Here is a 20,048-nt window from a genome sequence, read left to right as displayed (position 1 = left end):
ACATGCGATTTGGGCTGGCTTTGTTTATGCTGGTGTGGCCCTTGCTCGGGCTGGCCGGTGAGGCCAACAGCAAGAGAATTTACGGTCTGCAGGAGAAAGTGCATATCCACGAACTGGGTATCGACCTGCCGGCCAAGCTCGATACCGGGGCGGAAAGTGCTTCGCTGAGTGCCCGTTACATTAAGGTATTTGAACGCGATGGCGTGAAGATGGTGGAATTTGACCTCGCCGTCAGCCATGCGGACCGTGAAAAGTGGGGCATTACCCAGGACCAGTGGGACGATGTGCAGTTGCCGCTCTCAAAACATGTGCGCATCAAGCGCCGTGCGGAGAGCCTGGCCGGGGAAGAAACCGATTACAGCCGTCGGCCGGTGGTGGCGCTGACATTGTGCATGGGTGGTCACCGGGCCACGGTGGATGTGAACCTGACCGACCGCAGCGATTTTCAGTATCCGCTGCTGGTGGGCGCCGAAGCGCTGCGAGCGCTGGATGCGGTGGTGGATCCGTCCCAGAGCATGACGGCCGCGTCACCGAGCTGTGACCGCGGTAACGCAGACAACAACACGAAGGAGGCCGCTGAGGCGCAATAATGGGTTCCGTAAAGCTGCAGGCCCGGCTTCTGGCCATCATTCTTTTCGTCCTGGGGGCGGGCAGTATCGCCTACCAGATCATGGTGCAGAAGGTACCGCTGACCCAGAGCGAAAAGGACCCGGTCTGGGTGGTCGATGCCCAGGTGGACTTTGTTGCCCGGGCCAGCAAGCCGGTGAAGGTGCGCATGTACGTGCCGCCGCTGGATTCCGGCTATACCACGCTCAACGAGAGCTTCATCTCCAATAATTACGGCGTCAATGTGAACCGGGAAAAGGGCAACCGCCAGGTGACCTGGTCCGCGCGTCGCGCCGACGGCAGCCAGGCGCTCTATTACCGCCTGATGCTGACACCGCGCTACGCCTCTGACAGCGTGGAGAATGATCCCGGGCCCCAGTTTCGTCCGGCTCCCAGCCTCAAGGGGCCGGAAAAGGTGGCCGCCGATGCCCTGCTGGAACCGATCCGCGACCATTCCGCGGATGTGGAAACCTTCATCAGTGAAACCATCAAGCGCGTTAACGAGCTGGATAACGATAACGTGCAGCTGCTGCTGGGCAGTGATCTGAGCCCCGAGAACCGGGCCCGGGTGGTGGATCTGTTGCTGGCGGTGGCACATATCCCGGCGGAGCCGGTCCATACCCTGCGGCTGATGGAAAGTCAGGAGCAGGAACCGGAGTTGTGGCTGCGCAGTTTCAATGGCAAAAAGTGGCTGTATTTCAATCCGGTCAATGGTCAGCAGGGCCTGCCCGCCGACCGGCTGGTGTGGTGGAGTGGCCAGGACCCGCTGCTGCGTATTGATGGCGGCAAGGCGCCCAAGGTCACTTTCAGCGTTCACCAGAACGAAATGAGTGCTCTGCAGCTGGCCCAGTCCCTCAAGCTCAAGGATGTCAGCAGTTTTATCGACTTTTCTCTCTACGAGCTGCCGTTGCCGGCCCAGCAGCTCTATCGCACCCTGATCATGATCCCGGTGGGTGTGTTGTTGGTGCTGTTGATCCGTCAGCTGATCGGCATGGAAACCCTGGGTACCTTTACCCCGGTGCTGATCGCGCTGGCCTTCCGGGAAACCAATGTGATTGCCGGGGTGCTGCTGTTTACCTCCATTACCGTGCTGGGGCTGTCGGTGAGGTCGTATCTTGAGCATCTCAAGTTGCAGCTGTTACCGCGCCTGTCAGTGGTGCTTACCTTCGTGGTGATGATGATGGCCCTGATCAGCCTGTTCGGCTACAAGCTGGGCATCGCCTCCGGGTTGTCCGTGGCGCTGTTCCCCATGGTGATTCTGACCATGGTGATCGAGCGGACCTCCATCGTCTGGGAGGAGCGGGGTGGCCCGCAGTCGGTGAAGGTGGCCATCGGCACCATGATCGCGGCGATCTTCTGTCACTTGCTGATGGTCTGGGACCCGCTGGTCTACCTGGTCTTCACCTTCCCGGGGCTGTTGCTCTGCCAGGCCGCCGTTATGGTGCTCATGGGGCACTACCGTGGCTATCGGCTCACCGAGCTGATGCGCTTTCGGGCCATGGTGGATGAGGAGCGCTGATGTTCTGGCGGACCTGGAAGGCATTGCGGGCCCGGGGTGTGATGGGCATCAACCAGCGCAACGGCGAGTATGTGCTGCGCTATAACAAGCGGCATCTTTATCCGCTGGTGGATGACAAGATCCGCACCAAGCGCATGGCCACGGAAGCCGGCATCCGGGTGCCGCAGATGTATGGCACCATCAGTACCGAGCAGGGCATTGGTACCCTGACCCGGGTGGTGGATATGCATCGGGATTTCGTCATCAAGCCGGCCCAGGGGGCGGGCGGTGACGGCATCATGGTGATTGCCGATCGTTTCGAGGACTACTTCCGCTCCGCCTCCGGGCGCATCATTACCGCCGAGGAGCTTGAGCATCACATCTCCGGGATCATTTCCGGCATTTATTCGCTGGGCGGTCATCGTGACCAGGCGTTGATTGAATATCGGGTACGCTCCACCGATCTGTTTGATCGCATCAGCTTTGAGGGTGTGCCGGATATCCGCATTATCGTGCTGCAGGGCTATCCGGTGGCGGCCATGTTGCGCCTGCCCACCCGCCAGTCCCAGGGCAAGGCCAACCTGCACCAGGGCGCCATCGGCGTGGGGCTGGACCTGTCCACCGGCGTGACGCTGGGGGGGACCTGGCACAACATGAAGATCGAGCGCCACCCGGATACCGCCCATCCGGTGGCCGGTCTGCAATTGCCGGACTGGGAAGAATGCCTGGCGCTGGCCGCCCGCTGCTATGACCTGACGGGCCTGGGCTATCTGGGGGTGGATCTGGTGATGGATCGTCAGCACGGCCCCATGATGCTTGAGCTCAATGCCCGCCCCGGCCTTAACATCCAGATTGCCATGGATGACGGGCTGGAACGGCGTTGCCGGATCATTGAAAAGCGCATAGAACAGGTCGGCGGGGAAACCCTGCCGGCCCAAGAGCGGATTGCCTTTTCCAAACAACAGTTCGCGGTAGCCGGCCTGGTGCCGGCACCATCGGCGGACTGATTAGGGCCAAACCATTTTGCATTAACAAGGGGAAGGTCCCGGTAGCAGATCGGGACAGGGTAGCCATGGATCGACGTCAGCGCCGGCAGCCTTTGCCGCTACATCTTTTTTATACCGTCAACTTTTTTCTGTTGCTGCTGATTGTGGCGTATATCGCCCGGGGCAGCCTGTCTCTGCAGGCGCCGGGTGCCGGCCTGTTTCTGTTCGCGGCGGGCTGTGGCTATGCCCTCACTTACCTGTTGCCGGTGGCGCTGGTGAGCCTGCTGGCCGGACGATTGCTGGGAGCCATGGCGAAGATGGTCTTTGCGGTGTTGCTGACCGCGGCGCTGGTGATTTTGCTGCTCACCGATAGCCAGATCTATGGCATGTACGGCTTTCACCTCAACGGGTTTGTCTGGAACCTGATCACTACACCGGGCGGGATCGAATCCATGGGCGGCGGGGATGGTGCCAACCTGACCGTGGCGCTGGTCTGTCTGGCGGTGGTGCTGATTGAGGCGGTATTGATGGCGCTGCTGCGCGGGCGGCGTCTGCCCGGCTGGCGCAATCTGATGATACTGCTGGTGATCTGCATGGTCGGTGAGCGGCTTGCCTATGGCCTCAGCCATTTGCAGGGCTATCGTCCGGTGCTGGTGGCGGCCCAGGAAATTCCCTTCTATCAGCCGACCACCTTCCGGGGTTTTGCCGAGCGCATCGGCGTGGAGATTCCCCGCGAGCCGAAACTCAGTGCGGATCATTCCGGGCGCTTGCATTACCCGCTGTCGCCGCTGCAGGTGGCGGATAAGGCGCCCAGCCCCAATATCGTCTTTCTGGTCTGTGAGTCTCTGCGCTGGGATATGCTGACGCCGGAAATCATGCCCAACCTGTGGCATTTTTCACAGACCTACGGGCAGCGATTTACCCACCATTACAGCGGTGGCAACGGCACACGCATGGGGATTTTCAGCCTTTTCTACGGGCTGCCAGGCAATTACTGGTTCAGTTTTCTCGATGAACGCAAGCCTCCGGTTTTCATCCGGGAGTTGCAGCGCCGTGGCTATCACATGGGGCTTTATACCAGCGCGGAATTCAGTTACCCGGAATTCGACAAGACGGTGTTCGCGTCGGTGCCGGCGGCGGACATGGTCAGCGATTCGGCCGGGCAGGGCTGGCAGCGTGATCGCCGCAACGTAAAGCGTCTGCTGGAGTTTCTTGGCCAGCAGGATGCGCATACGCCGTATTTCGGCTTCATGTTTTTCGAGTCCTCCCATGCCCGCTATTACTTCCCGCCGGAGAGCATTATCCGCAAGGAGTACCTGCCCGAGCTCAACTACGCGACCATGGACCTCAAGGAAGACATGCCGGGGATCTTCAACCGTTACATCAATGCCTCCCATCATCTGGACCAGCAGCTTGGCCGGGTACTCAAGCAACTGGAAGATAGTGGTGCCCTGCAAAACACCATTGTCGTGGTCACCGGCGACCATGGTGAGGAGTTCATGGAAAACGGCCGCTGGGGTCACAACTCCGAGTTCCATAACGAGCAGATCCATACCCCCTTCGTGCTGGCGGTGCCGGGCGAAAAGCCGGGGGTGTTTGATTACCCCACCAGTCATCTGGATTTGATGCCAACCCTGATGCCGCTGTTGGGCGTGGGCAACCCGGCGCAGGATTATGCCATTGGCCAGAGCCTTCACCGGGCCAGCCCGGACCGGTACCGTCTGGTGGCCAGCTGGGATGCGCTGGCCTATGTGGGCCCGAACTACAAGGTCGCCATGCCGCTCAAGGCCGGTGGCCTCTCCGAAATGACCGTCAGCACCGCGGATGACAAGCCGGTGGCCGATACCGGCCAGGTAATGGCACAGTTGCAGGCGCGCCTGGTGGCTGTTCTCGAGGACTTGTCGCGCTTTTTCCGCAAACACTGATCCGTATGGCCGGCACTTTCCGTGTCGGCTTCAGGTTTCCCTAAGCTTGCTGCCCTAGGCTGCCCTGTTCCGGAAAATCCACGAGCAGGGTACCTCTATGACCCCATCACAGCGTGCAACAGGCTGGTTCTTGCTGGCCAATGTGCTGATCCTGGCGCTAATGCTGGCCAGAACCATGGCCGACAGCTTTGCCATGGGCGCCGCCGGCGTGGCCTTTTCTCTGGCCGCTTCCCTGCTTTATGCCCTGCTGTTTCTTTCCCCGGCTATCCTGTTGAGCTGGCTGGTAGCCCATCGACTGCCGCGCCTTACGGCGGCTCTGTCGGTGTTGCTGGCGACACTGACCGTGATTGCCCTGTATGCGGATCTGCGTATTTATGATCTGTACGGCTTCCACTTCAACGGCTTTGTCTGGAATCTGATCACGACACCGGGAGGTGTGGAATCCATGGGGGGTTCCGACCAGAGCGTGCTGGGCGTGGTGCTGCTGGTGATGGCGATTCTGGTGGCCGAGGTGGTGCTTTACGGGCTGCTCAAGCGCCTGCTGGGCCAGGCCGCGGTGCCAGGGCGTCGCCGTTACCTGCTGGCGGTGTTTTTCCTGTTGCTGTGCGGGGTGCAGCTTTCCTACGGGTTCGGGCGCATCCTTGCCTGGCAGCCGGTATTGATGACCGCCAGGGATGTGCCGCTGTTCATTCCCATCAGTGTGCGCAGCTTTGCGGCCTCTCTGGGTATTGAGGCCGAACGCAGCCCCAATGCCACCATTCACACAACCGGGGCGCTGGATTATCCGCTTCATCCGATTCAGACCGCAGCAGATGCGTCCTCGCCCAATATTCTCTGGCTGGTGTCCGAATCCCTGCGTGCGGACATGCTGACTCCGGAAATCATGCCCAACCTGTGGCAGTTTGCGCAGCAGGCGCACCGCTTCACCAACCATGACAGTGGTGGTAATGGCACACGCATGGGCGTGTTCTCCCTGTTCTATGGCTTGCCGGGCAATTACTGGTTTCCGTTTCTGGATGCGCGCCGTTCACCGGTGCTGATGGATCAGCTGCAGCAGCGTCACTACCGGTTGGGTATCTACGCCAGCTCCAAGCTGACCTATCCGGAATTCGACAAGACGGTGTTCGTCAATGTGCCTGGCGACAAGCTGCACGTGGACACCCAGCTCAGCTGGAAGGCGGACCGCCACAACGTCAGGCAACTGCTGGGGTTCATGGACCAGGCCCGAGCCGGTGATCAGCCCTGGCTGGCCTATATGTTCTTCAATTCGCCCCATGCCCGTTATTACTTCCCGCCGGAGAGTGTGATCCGCCCGGATTACCTCAAGGAGTTCAATTACGCGCAGACCGATTCCGCCGAGGTGCGCCGGGATATCGGCAAGATCAAGAACCGCTATATCAATGCGGTGCATCACCTGGATCAGCAGTTGGGCCGGGTGTTTGACTACGTGCGTGAGCACCAGCTCAAGAAGGACACCATCATCATCATCACCGGTGATCATGGTGAGGAGTTCATGGATGTGTCCCGTTGGGGTCACAACTCCGAGCTGCATAATGCCCAGATTCATGTGCCCTTTGTGCTGTGGATCCCCGGCCAGGGGCAGGGCGTGCATGACTATCCCACCAGTCATCTGGATCTGGTGTCCACGCTGATGCCGTTGCTGGGTGTCACCAACCCCAGTGGCGACTACACGGTGGGGCACAACATGCTGGCGGCGGACCATGATCGCTACCGGTTGGCCGCCAACTGGAATTCGCTGGCCTACATCGGCCCGGACTACAAGATCTGCATGCCCCTGCGTGCCGGCGGCATGTCCGATACCGCGGTGACCACCGCCGACGACCAGCCGGTGGCGGATGCCCAGGCAGTGATAGCCGGGCACCAGAGCAGCCTGGTGAAGGTGTTGCAGGACATGTCCCGCTTCTATCGCAAGTAATCAGGGCGCCGGGCGGATGCCCTGGCCGACCTTGTCGCCCTGCCAGAGCAGGGTGATGAGCGGTTCCCGGGGATTGCCCAGTACGCTGTAGAAACGGTAGTCCGCGGTCATGGTGCCATTGTCGTCATGCAGCACCAGGGTCAGCACGCCGTGGGTGGCTCGGGTAAAGCGCTGTTCCTGGCTGGGCAGGCCGAGATCATTGTTGATGCTGGCGGAGCCGGAAATCAGCTGCCGGGTGCCCTGGTAGCTGCCCTCATCGGAGAGAATATGCTCATGGCCGCTCAGGTACAGATCCAGACGGCCAAAGAGGCGGTCGTTCAGGGACAGTTGCAGATTGGGCCCCGCTTCGCCATGGGAGCCGCTGCTGACCAGCGGATGGTGGGCAAAGCCGAGGCTGAATCGACAGTGATGCTGGCGCGCGTTGTTCAGGGCGCTGTCCAGCCAGTTGCCCTGGCGACGCAGGTAGTACCATTTTTCCAGCCAGGTGGTTTCCAGGCTGAAGGCGCAGGCATCCGGCCACTGTTCGAAATAGTAGTAATGGGGGAAATGGATCAGCGGGTTTTGCCGTGCCAGCGTCAGCCAGGCCCGGGCATTGCCCTTCCAGTCGTGGTTACCGAGCACCAGATAGACGGGGATGCCGGCGTCCAGGGCGGGCTTGAGTGGATCGAGGAAGCGCGCTTTCAGTAACGGGTCGTCCACACTCTGTATGCCGCTGGGGTACACCAGGTCGCCCAGATAGCGCACCTGGTCGCACTGCAGGGTCACCAGTGCCCGACCAATGGCCTGGCTGGCGTCATTGCCCCAGCCGCCGTCGCCGATCACGCAGATCTTCTGCCCGGCCAGGGGCTGGTTGTGAATCAGCCAGGGACCATGGGGTACATGCCACCACCAGGTGAGCACCAGGGCCGACAGGGGGATCAGCAAGAGCAGCACAAGCGTGCGCAGACGGCGTCCCATGCGGTATGCGTCCGTTAAGAGTGGCCGGCCAGTCTGGCGAATGGGGATGACAGCACCATGACAGGCTGTGGATGCGTCGCCGGGCCGGGATTGCTATACTTCGCCGCCCAAATTTTGAGCATTTCGCAGGTTTAATCATGACTGAGGCAACTCAACCGATTCAGCGCCGCGCCATTGCCCTGGTGTCCGGTGGGCTGGATTCCATGCTGGCCGTGAAGGTGATGCAGGAGCAGGGGATTGAGGTTGAGGGGGTCAATTTCTTCACCGGCTTCTGCGTGGAAGGCCATACCCATGCCATCCGCAAGAAGGACCAGGAAAAACAAAAGCGCAACAACGCCCTGTGGGTGGCCGAGCAATTGGGCATCAAGTTGCACATCGTGGATATCTCCGAGGAGTACAAGGATGTGGTGCTCAACCCCAAGCATGGCTATGGCGCCCACCTGAATCCCTGCCTGGACTGCAAGATTTTCATGGTCAATCAGGCCACCCTGATGATTAACAAGGCCCGGGAGCTGGCTGGCGATCGCGGTTTCGATTTCATCATCACCGGCGAGGTGATCGGCCAGCGGCCCAAGAGTCAGCGCAAGGAAACCATGCCCATCATCAGCCAGGAGTCCGGTGCGGATGACCGCTTGCTGCGGCCCCTGTGTGCCAGGAATCTGCCTGCCACCCTGCCGGAGCGGGAAGGCTGGGTGGACCGCGAGGCGCTGTACGATTTTTCCGGCCGTAACCGCAAGCCGCAGATGGCCCTGGCCAAGCGCTTCGGATTGGAGGAGTTTGCCCAGCCCGCCGGTGGTTGCTGCTTCCTCACCGATGAATCCTACTCCAACAAGCTGGCGGACCTGTGGAAGGCCCGCAACGAGCGCCGCTATGAGCTGGACGACATCATGCTGCTGAAAGTGGGCCGCCATATTCGCCCGCAACCGCACTACAAGTTGATCATCAGCCGTGAGGAAGGCGAGAACCGTTTTCTGGAAGGCTACCGTTATCAGTTCACCAGCATCACCACGGTCAGTTGTCCGGGGCCTCTGGCCCTGGTGGATGGCCAGTTCCACAGTGACGAGGAGCTCGCCCAGGCGGCGGCCATCGTGGCGCGCTATTCCAAGGGCCGGGTGATGGACGAGGTGACGCTGGAAATCCGCCAGCCCGATGGCGTGGCCCGGCAGGTGACCGTGGCGCCGGCGCATCCGGAAGCGGTGCTGCCGGCCTGGAATGTGGGGTAAGCGATGAACGATACCGTCCATGAACTGGATGTGCGCCGGCTGCTGTGCCCCATGCCGGTGATCAAGACCCAGAACAGGATCCGCACCCTGGCCACCGGCGACACCCTGAAAGTGGTATGCACCGATCCGGGGGCGCTCAATGATATTCCGGCCTGGTGCCGCATTAACGGGCACGAAGTGCTGGAGACCGGCGAGCAAGGCAACGAGGTATTCGTGGTGTTGCGTGTCGGAGAGGATAATGGCGCACTGTTTTAGTGCACAAAGAAGGTGCGACGCACAAAAGTAGTGCGCACTTTTGGGGCATAAGGCCCTGTCAGGCGCTCTCGGGCGGCCAATGCGCCAAAAAAGGGCTGGCATGATAATTGCTCCCCTATTGGCAAAGTGGGCCCTGTGCCTGAGAATACCGGCTCTTTGCGTTGCTCTTTGTGTTCAGGGTGGCGTGAGAGTAGAGACAAACCCGCTGTTCCTTAGGAGGACGCAAGACAATGTCTGAGAAGACCCTCAAACTGATTAAAGACAACGATGTGAAATGGGTGGACCTGCGCTTCACCGATAGCCGTGGTAAGGAGCAGCACGTAACTCTGCCTGTGGGTGAAATCGACGAAGATTTCTTCACCGATGGCAAAATGTTCGACGGTTCTTCCATCGCTGGCTGGAAAGGCATCAACGAGTCCGACATGGTCATGATGCCCGACGACTCCACCGCCGTGCTGGACCCGTTCACTGACGTGGCAACCCTCAACCTGCGTTGCGACATTCTCGAGCCGTCCACCATGACCGGTTACGAGCGTGACCCGCGTTCCGTTGCCAAGCGTGCAGAAGACTACCTGAAGTCCACCGGGATCGCCGATACCGCGCTGTTCGGCCCGGAGCCCGAGTTCTTCGTGTTCGATTCCGTGCAGTGGAAATCCGATATGCAGGGTTCCATGTACAACATCCACTCTGAAGAAGCGGCGTGGGTTTCCCATGAAGACTTCGAAGGTGGCAACATCGGTCACCGTCCGGGCGTGAAGGGCGGCTACTTCCCGGTTCCGCCGGTGGATAGCCTGCACGACCTGCGTGGCGCCATGTGTTCCGCCATGGAGTCCATGGGCCTGAACATCGAAGTGCACCACCATGAAGTGGGTACCGCGGGCCAGTGCGAGATCGGTGTTGGTGCCAACACCCTGACCGCCAAGGCTGACGAAGTACAGATCCTCAAGTACTGCGTACACAACGTGGCTCACGCCTACGGCAAGACCGCCACCTTCATGCCCAAGCCGCTGATCGGTGATAACGGCTCCGGTATGCACGTGCACGTATCCCTGGGCAAGGACGGCAAGAACCTGTTCGCCGGCGACGGCTATGCGGGTCTGTCCGACGAAGCCCTGTACTTCATCGGTGGCATCATCAAGCATGCCCGTGCCCTGAACGCCTTCACCAACGGCTCTACCAACTCCTACAAGCGTCTGGTACCGGGCTTCGAAGCGCCGGTAATGCTGGCCTACTCCGCCCGTAACCGTTCCGCTTCCATCCGTATTCCGTTCGTGAGCAACGCCAAGGCTCGTCGTATCGAGGCGCGCTTCCCGGATCCGTCCGCCAACCCTTACCTGTGCTTCGCGGCCCTGTTGATGGCTGGCCTGGACGGTATCAAGAACAAGCTGCACCCGGGCGATGCCATGGACAAGGATCTCTACGATCTGCCGGCTGAAGAAGCCAAGGACATCCCCACCGTGGCGCATACCCTGACCATGGCGCTGGATTGCCTGGAAGCCGACATGGACTTCCTGACCGAAGGCGACGTATTCACCAAGGACATGCTGGATGGCTATATCTCCCTCAAGCGTGGTGAGATCGAGCGTCTGAACATGACTCCGCACCCGGTCGAGTTCGACATGTACTACAGCTGCTAATTTCCCTTCCGGGAAAGAGGCAACGGAAAAGCCCCCGCTGGTCGGGGGCTTTTTTTATGCCCGTCGGTGGTCGTGAAAATGCCAATTTGTGCATTTGCCCCTTTCCAACGCCGTTGGGGCTGGTCAGAATCAGGAGAGAACAACGACGGGAGAGACCGGTGAAAACAGGTGGCGCAGGAAAGATGGTGTGGCGTGGTGCAATGGTGTTGCTGGCCCTTCTTATGAGTGTGGTCGCCTGGGCGGACGAATCGACCCGGGAGGGGCCGGATACCCAGCAATCAGCGTCGACGATCTACCAGGTAACCGATGAGAATGGCAATACGGTTTTTACCGATAAGCCGCCCCATGGCAGCGAGGCAAAAGCGGTGCAGCTCAACCGTACCAATACGGTCGAGACGACCAAAGTGCCTGCCCGCAAGGTGGCTCCTGCCGCGGATAACGATGACAAGAAGGCTCCTCATCGTGACTATGGCAGCCTGACTATCACCAGTCCGGAAAATGAAACCACCATACGTAACCCCGATGAGGCGGTATCTGTTGCTGTGGCTCTGACGCCGGATTTGCAGCAGGGCGATCGTCTGGTGCTGTTTGATAATGGTATCGAGCAGCAGAGCATGAAGTTGAGCGCGCCGGAGCGGGGCGTTCACAATCTTCAGGTCAAAGTGCTGGGCAAAAATGGCGAGGTACTGATCAGCTCGGATATGATCGAAATCTACGTGCACCGCAGTACTGTCAGTGATTACGAAAGCCGTGATGGCATTCTGCATCGCAATGATGGCATGGCGACGGTAGGCGGCGCCGCAGACCGGGGCGGGGCTGCCAAGGTCGGTGGTGCGGCTCAGGTGGGTGGGGCGGCGCCGGTAGGCGGCGCGGCGAACCGTGGTGAGCCCGCCAAGCGCGTCGATGTGATCAGTAATGGTGGCAATCGGCGCAACACTTCCTCTCGGTGAACCATATTGGTGCACTCCTTTCCCTGATATCGCTACACTTCATGGCATGCTCTGCCCAATAGGTGCGCCTGCGCCCTGTGGCGGGGCTATGACGCCCATCTCACAGGTGGCCTGATAATTGCTTATGCCCTGTTATGGGCCAATTTCTGATGAGTGATTCGATCTTGCACAAGCGTCTGCTGGACCACCTGCGCACGGCTGTGGTGATGCTGGATGCCTCGCTGCGTGTGCGCTACCTCAACCCGGCGGCGGAAATGCTGTTGGCGACCAGTGCCTCGCGAATCATCGGCCAGGTGTTGCCCGACTATTTTTTCGATGACGAGGAAGCCCGTCAGGCCCTCAATCAGTGCATTGAGGACGAGCATCCCTTTACCCGTCGGGAGGCGCGGCTGATGGTGGCGCCGGGTTATCAGATCACGGTGGATTACTCGGTAAGCCCGATCAACGAGCCCGGGCAGCCGCTCAGCCTGCTGCTGGAGATGCAGTCCCTGGACCGTTTGCTGCGCATTACCCGTGAAGAGGCCCTGATCCATGCGCATCAGGCCACCCGGGCACTGGTGCGGGGTGTGGCCCATGAAATCAAGAATCCGCTGGGGGGCATTCGCGGTGCCGCCCAATTGCTGGAGCGGGCCCTGCCGGAACCGGAGCTGACCGAATACACCAAGGTCATCATCGACGAAGCGGACCGGCTGCGCTCGGTGGCGGATCGCATGCTGGGGCCGCGCAAGCCGCCCCTGTTCATGCCGGTCAATGTGCATGAATGTCTGGAGCATGTGCGCCAGCTACTGTTGGCGGAACACCCGGAAGGGGTGGCCATTGTCAGAGACTACGACATCAGTCTGCCGGATGTGGTGGCTGACCGGGACCAGCTGATTCAGGTGCTGCTGAACCTGATCCGCAATGCGGTGCAGGCCCTGCTTGAGTCGCATACGCCCGAGGCCACCATCGTCATGCGTACCCGGGTGCTGCGCCAGTTCACCATCGGTGCCCAGCGTCACCGGCTGGTGCTGCGCGTGGATATTGAAGATAACGGGCCGGGGATTGCCGAGGAGATACAGGAAACCCTGTTCTACCCCATGGTCAGTGGCCGGGCCAACGGTTCCGGCTTGGGGCTGTCCATTGCCCAGTCGATCATCAGCCAGCACCAGGGCCTGATCGAATGCGAGAGTGAGCCCGGTAAAACCGTATTCAGTCTGTTGCTGCCCATGGAGCAGCCGGAATTAACGGAGAGTAGTGAGCCATGAGCGCCTCAAAAGCCATGCGCCAGATAATCACGGTTACAGTGTTGCGGGAGTGGAGCCAATGAGTACTAGCATCTGGGTAATTGATGATGATCGCTCCATTCGCTGGGTGCTGGAAAAGGCTCTGAGCCAGGAAGGCCATGCCATTACCTGTTTCGAGGATGCCGACGAAGCCCTCAATACCCTGGAAGAAGGCAAGGATGAGCCGGATGTGCTGATCAGTGATGTGCGCATGCCTGGCACCGATGGCCTGCGCATGCTCAAGATTCTGCAACGCAAGCACCCGGACCTGCCGGTGATCATCATGACGGCCCACTCGGATCTGGATTCGGCGGTGGCCTCCTATCAGGGGGGGGCGTTTGAATACCTGCCCAAACCCTTTGATGTGGATGAAGCGGTGGCGCTGGTCAAACGAGCCATCAAACATCGTGAGGAATCCCGCGGCGAAGCCCCGGTAGCAGTGGAAGAGGCGCCCACCGAAATCATCGGTGAAGCGCCGGCCATGCAGGAGGTGTTCCGCGCCATTGGCCGGCTTAGCCACTCCAATGTCACGGTGCTGATCAATGGTCAGTCCGGTACCGGCAAGGAGCTGGTGGCCCGGGCCCTGCACCGTCATTCCATGCGTCGGGAAAAGAACTTTGTCGCCCTGAACATGGCGGCCATCCCCAAGGATCTGATCGAGTCCGAGCTGTTTGGTCATGAGAAGGGCGCCTTCACCGGCGCCAACAACCAGCGCGTGGGCCGTTTCGAGCAGGCCAATGGTGGCACCCTGTTTCTGGACGAAATCGGTGACATGCCGCTGGAGGCCCAGACCCGTCTGTTGCGGGTGCTGCAGGAAAGCGAATTCTACCGGGTGGGCGGCACCACACCAATCCACGTGGATGTGCGCATCATCGCCGCCACTCACCAGGACCTGGAAAAGCTGGTCAAGGACGGTGATTTCCGTGAAGACCTTTTCCATCGTCTCAATGTGATCCGTATCCACATTCCCAAGCTGGCGGAACGGCGCGAGGATATCCCGCGCCTGGCCGGCTATTTCCTGCAGCGTGCCGCCAATGAACTGGGCGTGGAAGCCAAGATCCTGCACAAGGACACGGAAAAGTATCTGGCCACCCAGGGCTGGCCCGGCAACGTCCGGCAACTGGAAAACACTTGCCGCTGGTTGACGGTGATGGCTTCCGGGCGGGAAGTGCTGGTTGATGATCTGCCACCGGAACTCAAGCAGGCTACCGCCGGCAAGACCGCCGATGTCAGCGGCGACTGGCTCAAGTCTCTGCGTAACTGGGCGGACCGGGCGCTTTCCCAGGGCGAGCGTAGCATCCTTGAGCAGGCGGTACCGGGCTTCGAGCGCACCATGATCGAGGTGGCCTTGCAGCATACCGGCGGTCGCAAACGGGATGCCGCCGCGCTGCTGGGCTGGGGGCGCAATACCCTGACTCGCAAGATCAAGGAGCTGGATATGGAAAGCCAGCTCAGTGCGGATGGCGACGACTAGGGCTCGGGCCTGTTAACAGGTTCCGCCCGGGCGTCACCGGGTACTCACTTGCCGGATTCGCCATTGGCCATCGCGTTGCCACTGGCTGTCCACCTGAAAGGTATCGGCGGACTCCGGTAGCCGTTGCCGACCGCCCCACACCAGTGCCGTCAGTTGCACCCGGGCCTGTGTCAGGGTGACCGGGTCCACCTCGATACGGATATTGGTAAAGGTGACCTGTCGATGCCGGTAACGCAGCATGATACCCATCAGCAGCCGCTGAATTTCCTGGCGTGTCAGTTCGTGGCCATGGCGCTGCAACTGGGCGCGGTCATCCAGATAATCCATCAAGGTGCCGGTATCTCCGGCCTCGGCGGCGTTTTCGATTTCCGTCAGTGCCTGGCGAATCTCCTCTTCCGGGGCGCTTTTTTCGCAGCCGCCCAGCAGCAGTTGCAGGGTGACCAGCAGCAGGTATGCTGAGGCTTTGCCAAAACCCGGTGGTATCTTCATGGCGCTGTTTGCTCCCCTCGACTGTCGACATCATTTTTTTCTACCGGTGGGGCAGGGGCACACGCTTTACGTGGAAGAAAGCGGTAACCCGGACGGCATCCCGGTGGTGGTGCTGCATGGCGGCCCCGGTGGTGGCTGTTCGCCCTTTCTGCGCCGTTTTTTTGACCCGCAACGGTTTCGTATCATTCTCTACGACCAGCGTGGCGCGGGCAAAAGTCTGCCGCTGGCGTCCACCGACCATAACAGCACGGACCGACTCTGCCAGGATCTGGAAACCCTGCGCGAGCATCTGGGCCTGTCCCGCTGGATGCTGTTTGGTGGCTCCTGGGGGTCCACCCTGGCGCTGGCCTATGGCAAGGCTTTTCCCGGCCGGGTCACCGCCATGGTACTGCGCGGCGTGTTTCTCTGCCGCCCCCGAGACCTGGACTGGCTGTATGGTGAACAGGGCGCGGCCCGCTTGTTTCCCGAGGCCTGGCAGGCTTTGCTGGCGCATTGTCCGCCGGGGCCGGGCACGGTGCTGGAGCGCTATCATCGGGCCCTCATCGGCGAGCAGGCCCGCGATTATGCCCGCCCCTGGTGTAACTGGGAGAGTACGCTGGCACTGATGAACCTGGCCGCGCCCGGTGCGGCGGAAGATGGTGAGTTGTGCATGGCCCGCCAGGAGGCACATTACTTCATCCATGGCGGCTTTCTCGACCGGCCCCTGCTGGACGGTTGCGAGGCGCTGACCATGCCGGTGGAAATCATCCATGGTAGCCGGGATTATGTCTGCCCGCCGGAGCAGGCCTGGGCCCTGCATCGGGTGCTGCCAAACAGCCGCCTGCAATGGGTGGACAATGGCGGCCACTCCAGTGCGGACCCGGCCATTGCCGAGGCGCTGGTGGCGGCGGTGGCGCGTATCGCAACAGGACTACGTTCATGAAAGTGTTATTGCAGCGTGTCAGCCAGGCCAGTGTGCAGGTGGCCGGTGACTGCGTGGGAGAAATCGGCGCCGGCCTGATGGTGCTGGTGGGCATCGAGCATCACGATGATGAGGCGCTGGTGGCGCGCATGGCTGAACGGCTGGCCGGCTATCGGGTATTTGCGGATGCCCAGGGCAAGATGAACCTGGATGTACGCGAGGCCGGGGGCGCCATGCTGGTGGTCTCCCAGTTCACCCTGGCGGCGGATACCCGCAAGGGACGCCGGCCCAGTTTTTCCAAGGCGGCATCACCTGAGCAGGGCAGGCGGCTTTACGAGGCCTTTTTGGCGGATCTGCGGGCCCTTGGTATCAGCGTGGCCACCGGCATCTTTGCTGCGGACATGCAGGTCAGCCTAATCAATGACGGGCCGGTGACCTTTATGCTGGAGTTGTGATACGGGCGTGACGACTATGTTGCAAAGGGGCCGGCCTTGTTTATGATGACAAAAGCCGTTTCTTTGGGAACCGGCGGGAATGAGGGATCCGGCCGCTGACCTGGCCTGCGGGATCGGGAAGGGACACGGATACATTCCCAGGGATGATTGATATAAAAACTTGGAGGTACCACGGATGAAAAAGATTCTTATCGCTGCCGCGCTGCTTGGCTCTTCCACCACCGCGTTTGCGGTCGCTCCCGGTGGTCCGGGCTGTGGCTGGGGCAACATGTTGTTTGAAGGCAAATCCGGCATGCCCATGCACCTGCTGGCCACCATCGTTAACGGCACGTCCGGTAACGCCACCTTCGGTATGACTACCGGTACCAACGGGTGTGACACCTCCGGTTCCCTGACCTACAGCGGTCAGAGCCTGCTGGCCATGAACGGTGTGATGGAAGAAGTGGCACAGGATATGGCCACCGGCCAGGGCGAAGCCCTGACGGCCCTGTCCATGTCCATGGGTATTCCCAGCCAGGACCGTGACCACTTCAACGCGGTCATGCACGAAAACTTCGCATCCATCTTCCCCAACCAGGATGTGACGGCTGCCGACGTGATGACCCATATCAACCAGGTCATGCAGAAGGACAGCACCCTGTCCAAGTACGTCACCGCCTGAACCTGACAGGCTGACCCCCGGCCCCGCCTTCTGGCGGGGCCTTCTATTCAGGGCGCCCGTTGCGCCCGGTATTAACGGATTTTTCCTGATGCGCACTGGACTGCTGTGTGTGCTGCTGGGCTGGTGTTTGCCGGTTATTGCTGCTGCCTCTTCGACGCCTTCCATTCAGGATATGGCCGCCATGCCGCGCTGGCAGGCGTTGTTGCATATCAACCCCGGCGCCACCCTGCGCGATCGTCACAAAAGCTATGTGGACGATAAGCATTTTTTCTTTGCCGATAACGGTGCCAGCGACCCGCAGGCGGAACTGCAGGCCAGCATCAAGGCGCTCAAGCCGGCCGACAGTCCGGCCCGCTGCCGTTTCCCCGCCCGCTATCGGTTTATTGCCGGCCAGCTCGGCTGGCAGGACCCGGCTCCGTTTGCGCAGTGCCCTGATTACCTGCAATGGCGCCAGGCCGTGCATGCCAAACGGGCGGTGCTGGTGTTCCCGGCCTCCTATCTGAACAGCCCGTCGTCCATGTTCGGTCATACCCTGCTGCGCCTGGACCAGGGCGATGATGATGCGGTCTGGCTGTCCTGGGCGGTCAACTTCGGGGCCGTGACCACCGGCAAGGACAATTCCCTGCTGTATATCTACCGGGGGCTGGCCGGTGGCTATCCCGGCCGTTTCAACCTGGTGCCCTACGTCAAGAAAATCCAGGAATACTCCCACATGGAAAATCGGGACATGTGGGAATACACCCTGGATCTGACCCCGCAGCAGATCGACTGGATGATCGATCATCTCTGGGAACTGAAAGACATCAATTTCGATTACTACTTCTTTGATGAAAACTGTTCCTTCCGCCTGCTGGAACTGGTGGAGGTGGCCCGGCCGGGCGCGGATCTGCTGGACGGCTTGCGGCTGGCGGAAGTGCCGGTCAATACCGTGCGCACCCTGGATCAGAAAGGCTTTGTCACGGCACGCCATTACCGGCCCTCCAAGGCGGTGGAAATGGATGTGCTGCGTCGGCGGTTGAGCCGCGACCAGCAGGCCCTGGCGCGCCGGCTTGCCGATGACCCGTCACTGGCGAACGGTGATGCTTTCACGTCGGCCAGCCAGGGTGAACAGGCGATCATGGCGGAGCTGGCCTACCGCTACCTGCGTCTGATACATCGCAAGGAAGCACGCACCGAGGAGGTGGCCGGGCGCTCCTTCGCGTTGCTGACCCTGATGAACAAACTGCCGGCCACCGAGCCGCCGGTGCCGGCCCACGTGGAAGCACCGGAAAAGGGCCATGGCACCCAGATGCGGGCGGTGGCCGGTGGCCAGCACGAGAGCGATGATTTCGGCGAACTGACCTACCGCTTCACCTACCACGACCTGCTCGATAATGCCTATGGATTCCTGCGCGGCGCGCAGATCGAGGGCCTGGGCATGACCCTGCGCAGCACCGAATCCGGGGCCGCCAAGCTGCAGGATCTGGATGTGGTCAGCATTCGTTCGCTGGCGCCCCGTGACCGCTTTATCAAGCCGATCAGCTGGGACGTGAAAGGCGGTATTGAACGGGCCTGGGCCGGCCGTTATCGCCTGGCCCGCTATGTGCAGGGTGGCGCCGGCGCCAGCTGGCGACTGGGGGCGCTGCAACCCTATCTGCTGGGCAGCCTGCGGGTGGAAAACAACAGCGAGTTCTCCAGTTTTGTCACACCGGGAGCCGGTGTGGAGAGCGGAATCCTGTATCATCGCGGAGCCTGGCAAGGACAGCTCGGCACAATCGGGCATTACTTTACCAATGGTGAATACCGCTACACCTCTCAGCTGGCCGTGCAATGGGCACTGACCCGCCAGCAGGGGTTGCGCGCCGTCTTCGAACGAGATGACTGGCAAGGTGGCGGTGAAGACGAGTTCAAACTGCAATGGCGATGGTATATCGATTAGCGCTGGCGGCCCTGCTTGTGACGGGGCTGGCCGGCTGCAGCAGCCTGTTTTTCTACCCCATGAAACCCTGGGTACAGAACCCGGAAAACCAGGGGCTCAGCTATGAGGACGTGGTGCTGATCCACCCCAAGGGGCTGCGTCTGGATGGCTGGTGGCTGCCGGCCCAGGGGCCGGTGAAAGGCACCGTGTATTTCCTGCATGGCAATGCCCAGAACATCAGCACCCATCTGGGCAATGTGCAGTGGCTGCCGGCACGGGGCTATAACGTTTTCCTGCTCGATTACCGGGGCTATGGCCTGTCCGAGGGCAAACCTAAGCTGCCGGAAGTGTTTGATGATATCCAGCTGGGCCTGGACTGGTTGCGTCATGCCGATCGCACCCAGGGCAAGCCGCTGATTGTGTTTGCCCAGAGCCTGGGGGCGGCCATGGCCACCCGGGTCTTGGGAGAAGACGCCAATGACGGGGCGGCCGACTGCGTGGTGCTGGAGGCCTCCTTCGCCAGCTACAAGGATATTACCTCTGATGTGATGAAGCGCAGCTGGTTGCTGTGGCCGCTGCGCTGGCTGGTGGTGCCGGCCATGCCGTCCCGGGAACTGGACCCGGTCAATCAGGTAGCCGGTATTGCGCCGACGCCGTTATTGGTAATGCATAGCGAGGATGACCCGGTGGTGCCCTTCCGTCAGGGGCAGGAATTGTTCGCCGCCGCCGGGCAGCCCAAGGTCTTCCAGCGGTTACGGGGCGGCCATATCCAGGCCACCCGTGACCCGGCTGTACAGCAGCGCATCATCGATTTTCTGGATCGCCATAACTGCGCCGCCGCGCCGCCGGCACCGTCGTCGAGCCCGCCGCCGGCCAATCCGGTACCGGATGCTACCGCGGAACCGGGTGCGGCAACCGACGCCTACCGCTTCTGAA

General features: G+C 60.9%; 18 protein-coding genes. 16 read left to right on the top strand and 2 right to left on the bottom strand.

What is annotated here, in order from left to right; all coding sequences use genetic code 11:
* The first annotated feature begins 2 nt into the window (after positions 1–2).
* From A11A3_RS01595 to A11A3_RS01575, 5 genes are all read left to right on the top strand, one after another.
* Complete coding sequence (locus A11A3_RS01595) at positions 3–590, top strand: ATP-dependent zinc protease family protein (RefSeq protein ID WP_008927510.1); 588 nt, start codon at positions 3–5, stop codon at positions 588–590.
* On the top strand, positions 590–2,125 hold the full coding sequence (locus A11A3_RS01590) for an inactive transglutaminase family protein (protein ID WP_008927509.1): 1,536 nt from the start codon (positions 590–592) through the stop codon (positions 2,123–2,125). Before A11A3_RS01595 ends, A11A3_RS01590 begins: the two co-directional genes overlap by 1 nt.
* Positions 2,125–3,111, top strand: coding sequence for an alpha-L-glutamate ligase-like protein (locus tag A11A3_RS01585; protein WP_008927508.1), 987 nt, complete (start codon positions 2,125–2,127; stop codon positions 3,109–3,111). Before A11A3_RS01590 ends, A11A3_RS01585 begins: the two co-directional genes overlap by 1 nt.
* A 65-nt stretch (positions 3,112–3,176) precedes the next feature.
* Positions 3,177–5,015: a DUF3413 domain-containing protein gene (locus A11A3_RS01580; RefSeq protein WP_008927507.1), complete on the top strand. Its 1,839-nt coding sequence runs from the start codon at positions 3,177–3,179 to the stop codon at positions 5,013–5,015.
* Positions 5,016–5,112: 97 nt separating this feature from the next.
* The gene (locus A11A3_RS01575) at positions 5,113–6,951 is read left to right on the top strand and encodes a sulfatase-like hydrolase/transferase (RefSeq protein ID WP_008927506.1); all 1,839 of its coding nucleotides are present in this window, start codon (positions 5,113–5,115) and stop codon (positions 6,949–6,951) included.
* Here the strand turns inward: A11A3_RS01575 and A11A3_RS01570 are convergent, their stop codons facing one another.
* A complete protein-coding gene (locus A11A3_RS01570; RefSeq protein WP_008927505.1) occupies positions 6,952–7,908 on the bottom strand; it encodes a metallophosphoesterase in 957 nt (318 codons plus the stop codon).
* Between the two features lie 137 nt (positions 7,909–8,045).
* Between A11A3_RS01570 and A11A3_RS01565 the strand changes: the two genes are divergently transcribed.
* The 6 genes from A11A3_RS01565 (at position 8,046) to glnG (ending at position 14,709) form a co-directional block, all read left to right on the top strand.
* Positions 8,046–9,131, top strand: coding sequence for a tRNA (5-methylaminomethyl-2-thiouridylate)-methyltransferase (locus A11A3_RS01565; RefSeq protein WP_008927504.1), 1,086 nt, complete (start codon positions 8,046–8,048; stop codon positions 9,129–9,131).
* 3 nt (positions 9,132–9,134) lie between these two features.
* The gene (locus A11A3_RS01560; RefSeq protein ID WP_008927503.1) at positions 9,135–9,386 is read left to right on the top strand and encodes a sulfurtransferase TusA family protein; all 252 of its coding nucleotides are present in this window, start codon (positions 9,135–9,137) and stop codon (positions 9,384–9,386) included.
* A 230-nt stretch (positions 9,387–9,616) separates the two neighbouring features.
* The gene (gene glnA, locus A11A3_RS01555) at positions 9,617–11,023 is read left to right on the top strand and encodes a glutamate--ammonia ligase (RefSeq protein WP_008927502.1); all 1,407 of its coding nucleotides are present in this window, start codon (positions 9,617–9,619) and stop codon (positions 11,021–11,023) included.
* A 158-nt stretch (positions 11,024–11,181) separates the two neighbouring features.
* Positions 11,182–11,973, top strand: a complete 792-nt coding sequence (locus tag A11A3_RS01550; protein ID WP_162136906.1) for a DUF4124 domain-containing protein — start codon at positions 11,182–11,184, stop codon at positions 11,971–11,973.
* A 134-nt stretch (positions 11,974–12,107) separates the two neighbouring features.
* A complete protein-coding gene (gene glnL, locus A11A3_RS01545; protein ID WP_008927500.1) occupies positions 12,108–13,217 on the top strand; it encodes a nitrogen regulation protein NR(II) in 1,110 nt (369 codons plus the stop codon).
* 58 nt (positions 13,218–13,275) lie between these two features.
* Entirely contained in the window at positions 13,276–14,709 is a 1,434-nt protein-coding gene (glnG, locus tag A11A3_RS01540) for a nitrogen regulation protein NR(I) (RefSeq protein WP_008927499.1), read from the top strand.
* Positions 14,710–14,742: 33 nt separating this feature from the next.
* Here the strand turns inward: glnG and A11A3_RS01535 are convergent, their stop codons facing one another.
* A complete protein-coding gene (locus tag A11A3_RS01535; protein ID WP_008927498.1) occupies positions 14,743–15,198 on the bottom strand; it encodes a Cif family virulence factor in 456 nt (151 codons plus the stop codon).
* Here A11A3_RS01535 and pip point away from each other — a divergent pair.
* From pip to A11A3_RS01510, 5 genes are all read left to right on the top strand, one after another.
* On the top strand, positions 15,197–16,120 hold the full coding sequence (pip, locus tag A11A3_RS01530) for a prolyl aminopeptidase (protein ID WP_008927497.1): 924 nt from the start codon (positions 15,197–15,199) through the stop codon (positions 16,118–16,120). The two genes, A11A3_RS01535 and pip, sit on opposite strands and share 2 nt — an antisense overlap.
* Entirely contained in the window at positions 16,117–16,554 is a 438-nt protein-coding gene (gene dtd, locus A11A3_RS01525) for a D-aminoacyl-tRNA deacylase (protein WP_008927496.1), read from the top strand. The genes pip and dtd overlap by 4 nt, the downstream gene beginning before the upstream one ends.
* Before the next feature lie 175 nt (positions 16,555–16,729).
* Positions 16,730–17,215 (top strand): DUF3015 domain-containing protein, encoded by a 486-nt coding sequence (locus tag A11A3_RS01520; protein ID WP_008927495.1) that lies wholly within the window; start codon positions 16,730–16,732, stop codon positions 17,213–17,215.
* Positions 17,216–17,303: 88 nt separating this feature from the next.
* On the top strand, positions 17,304–19,133 hold the full coding sequence (locus A11A3_RS01515) for an Lnb N-terminal periplasmic domain-containing protein (RefSeq protein ID WP_008927494.1): 1,830 nt from the start codon (positions 17,304–17,306) through the stop codon (positions 19,131–19,133).
* Positions 19,112–20,047: an alpha/beta hydrolase gene (locus tag A11A3_RS01510; protein WP_237738803.1), complete on the top strand. Its 936-nt coding sequence runs from the start codon at positions 19,112–19,114 to the stop codon at positions 20,045–20,047. The genes A11A3_RS01515 and A11A3_RS01510 overlap by 22 nt, the downstream gene beginning before the upstream one ends.
* Position 20,048 lies beyond the last annotated feature (1 nt).

The sequence above is a fragment of the Alcanivorax hongdengensis A-11-3 genome, assembly GCF_000300995.1.
Lineage (GTDB): Bacteria > Pseudomonadota > Gammaproteobacteria > Pseudomonadales > Alcanivoracaceae > Alcanivorax > Alcanivorax hongdengensis.
Note: the sequence above shows the minus strand (reverse complement) of the source record. Positions and strands in the feature narration are given on the sequence as shown.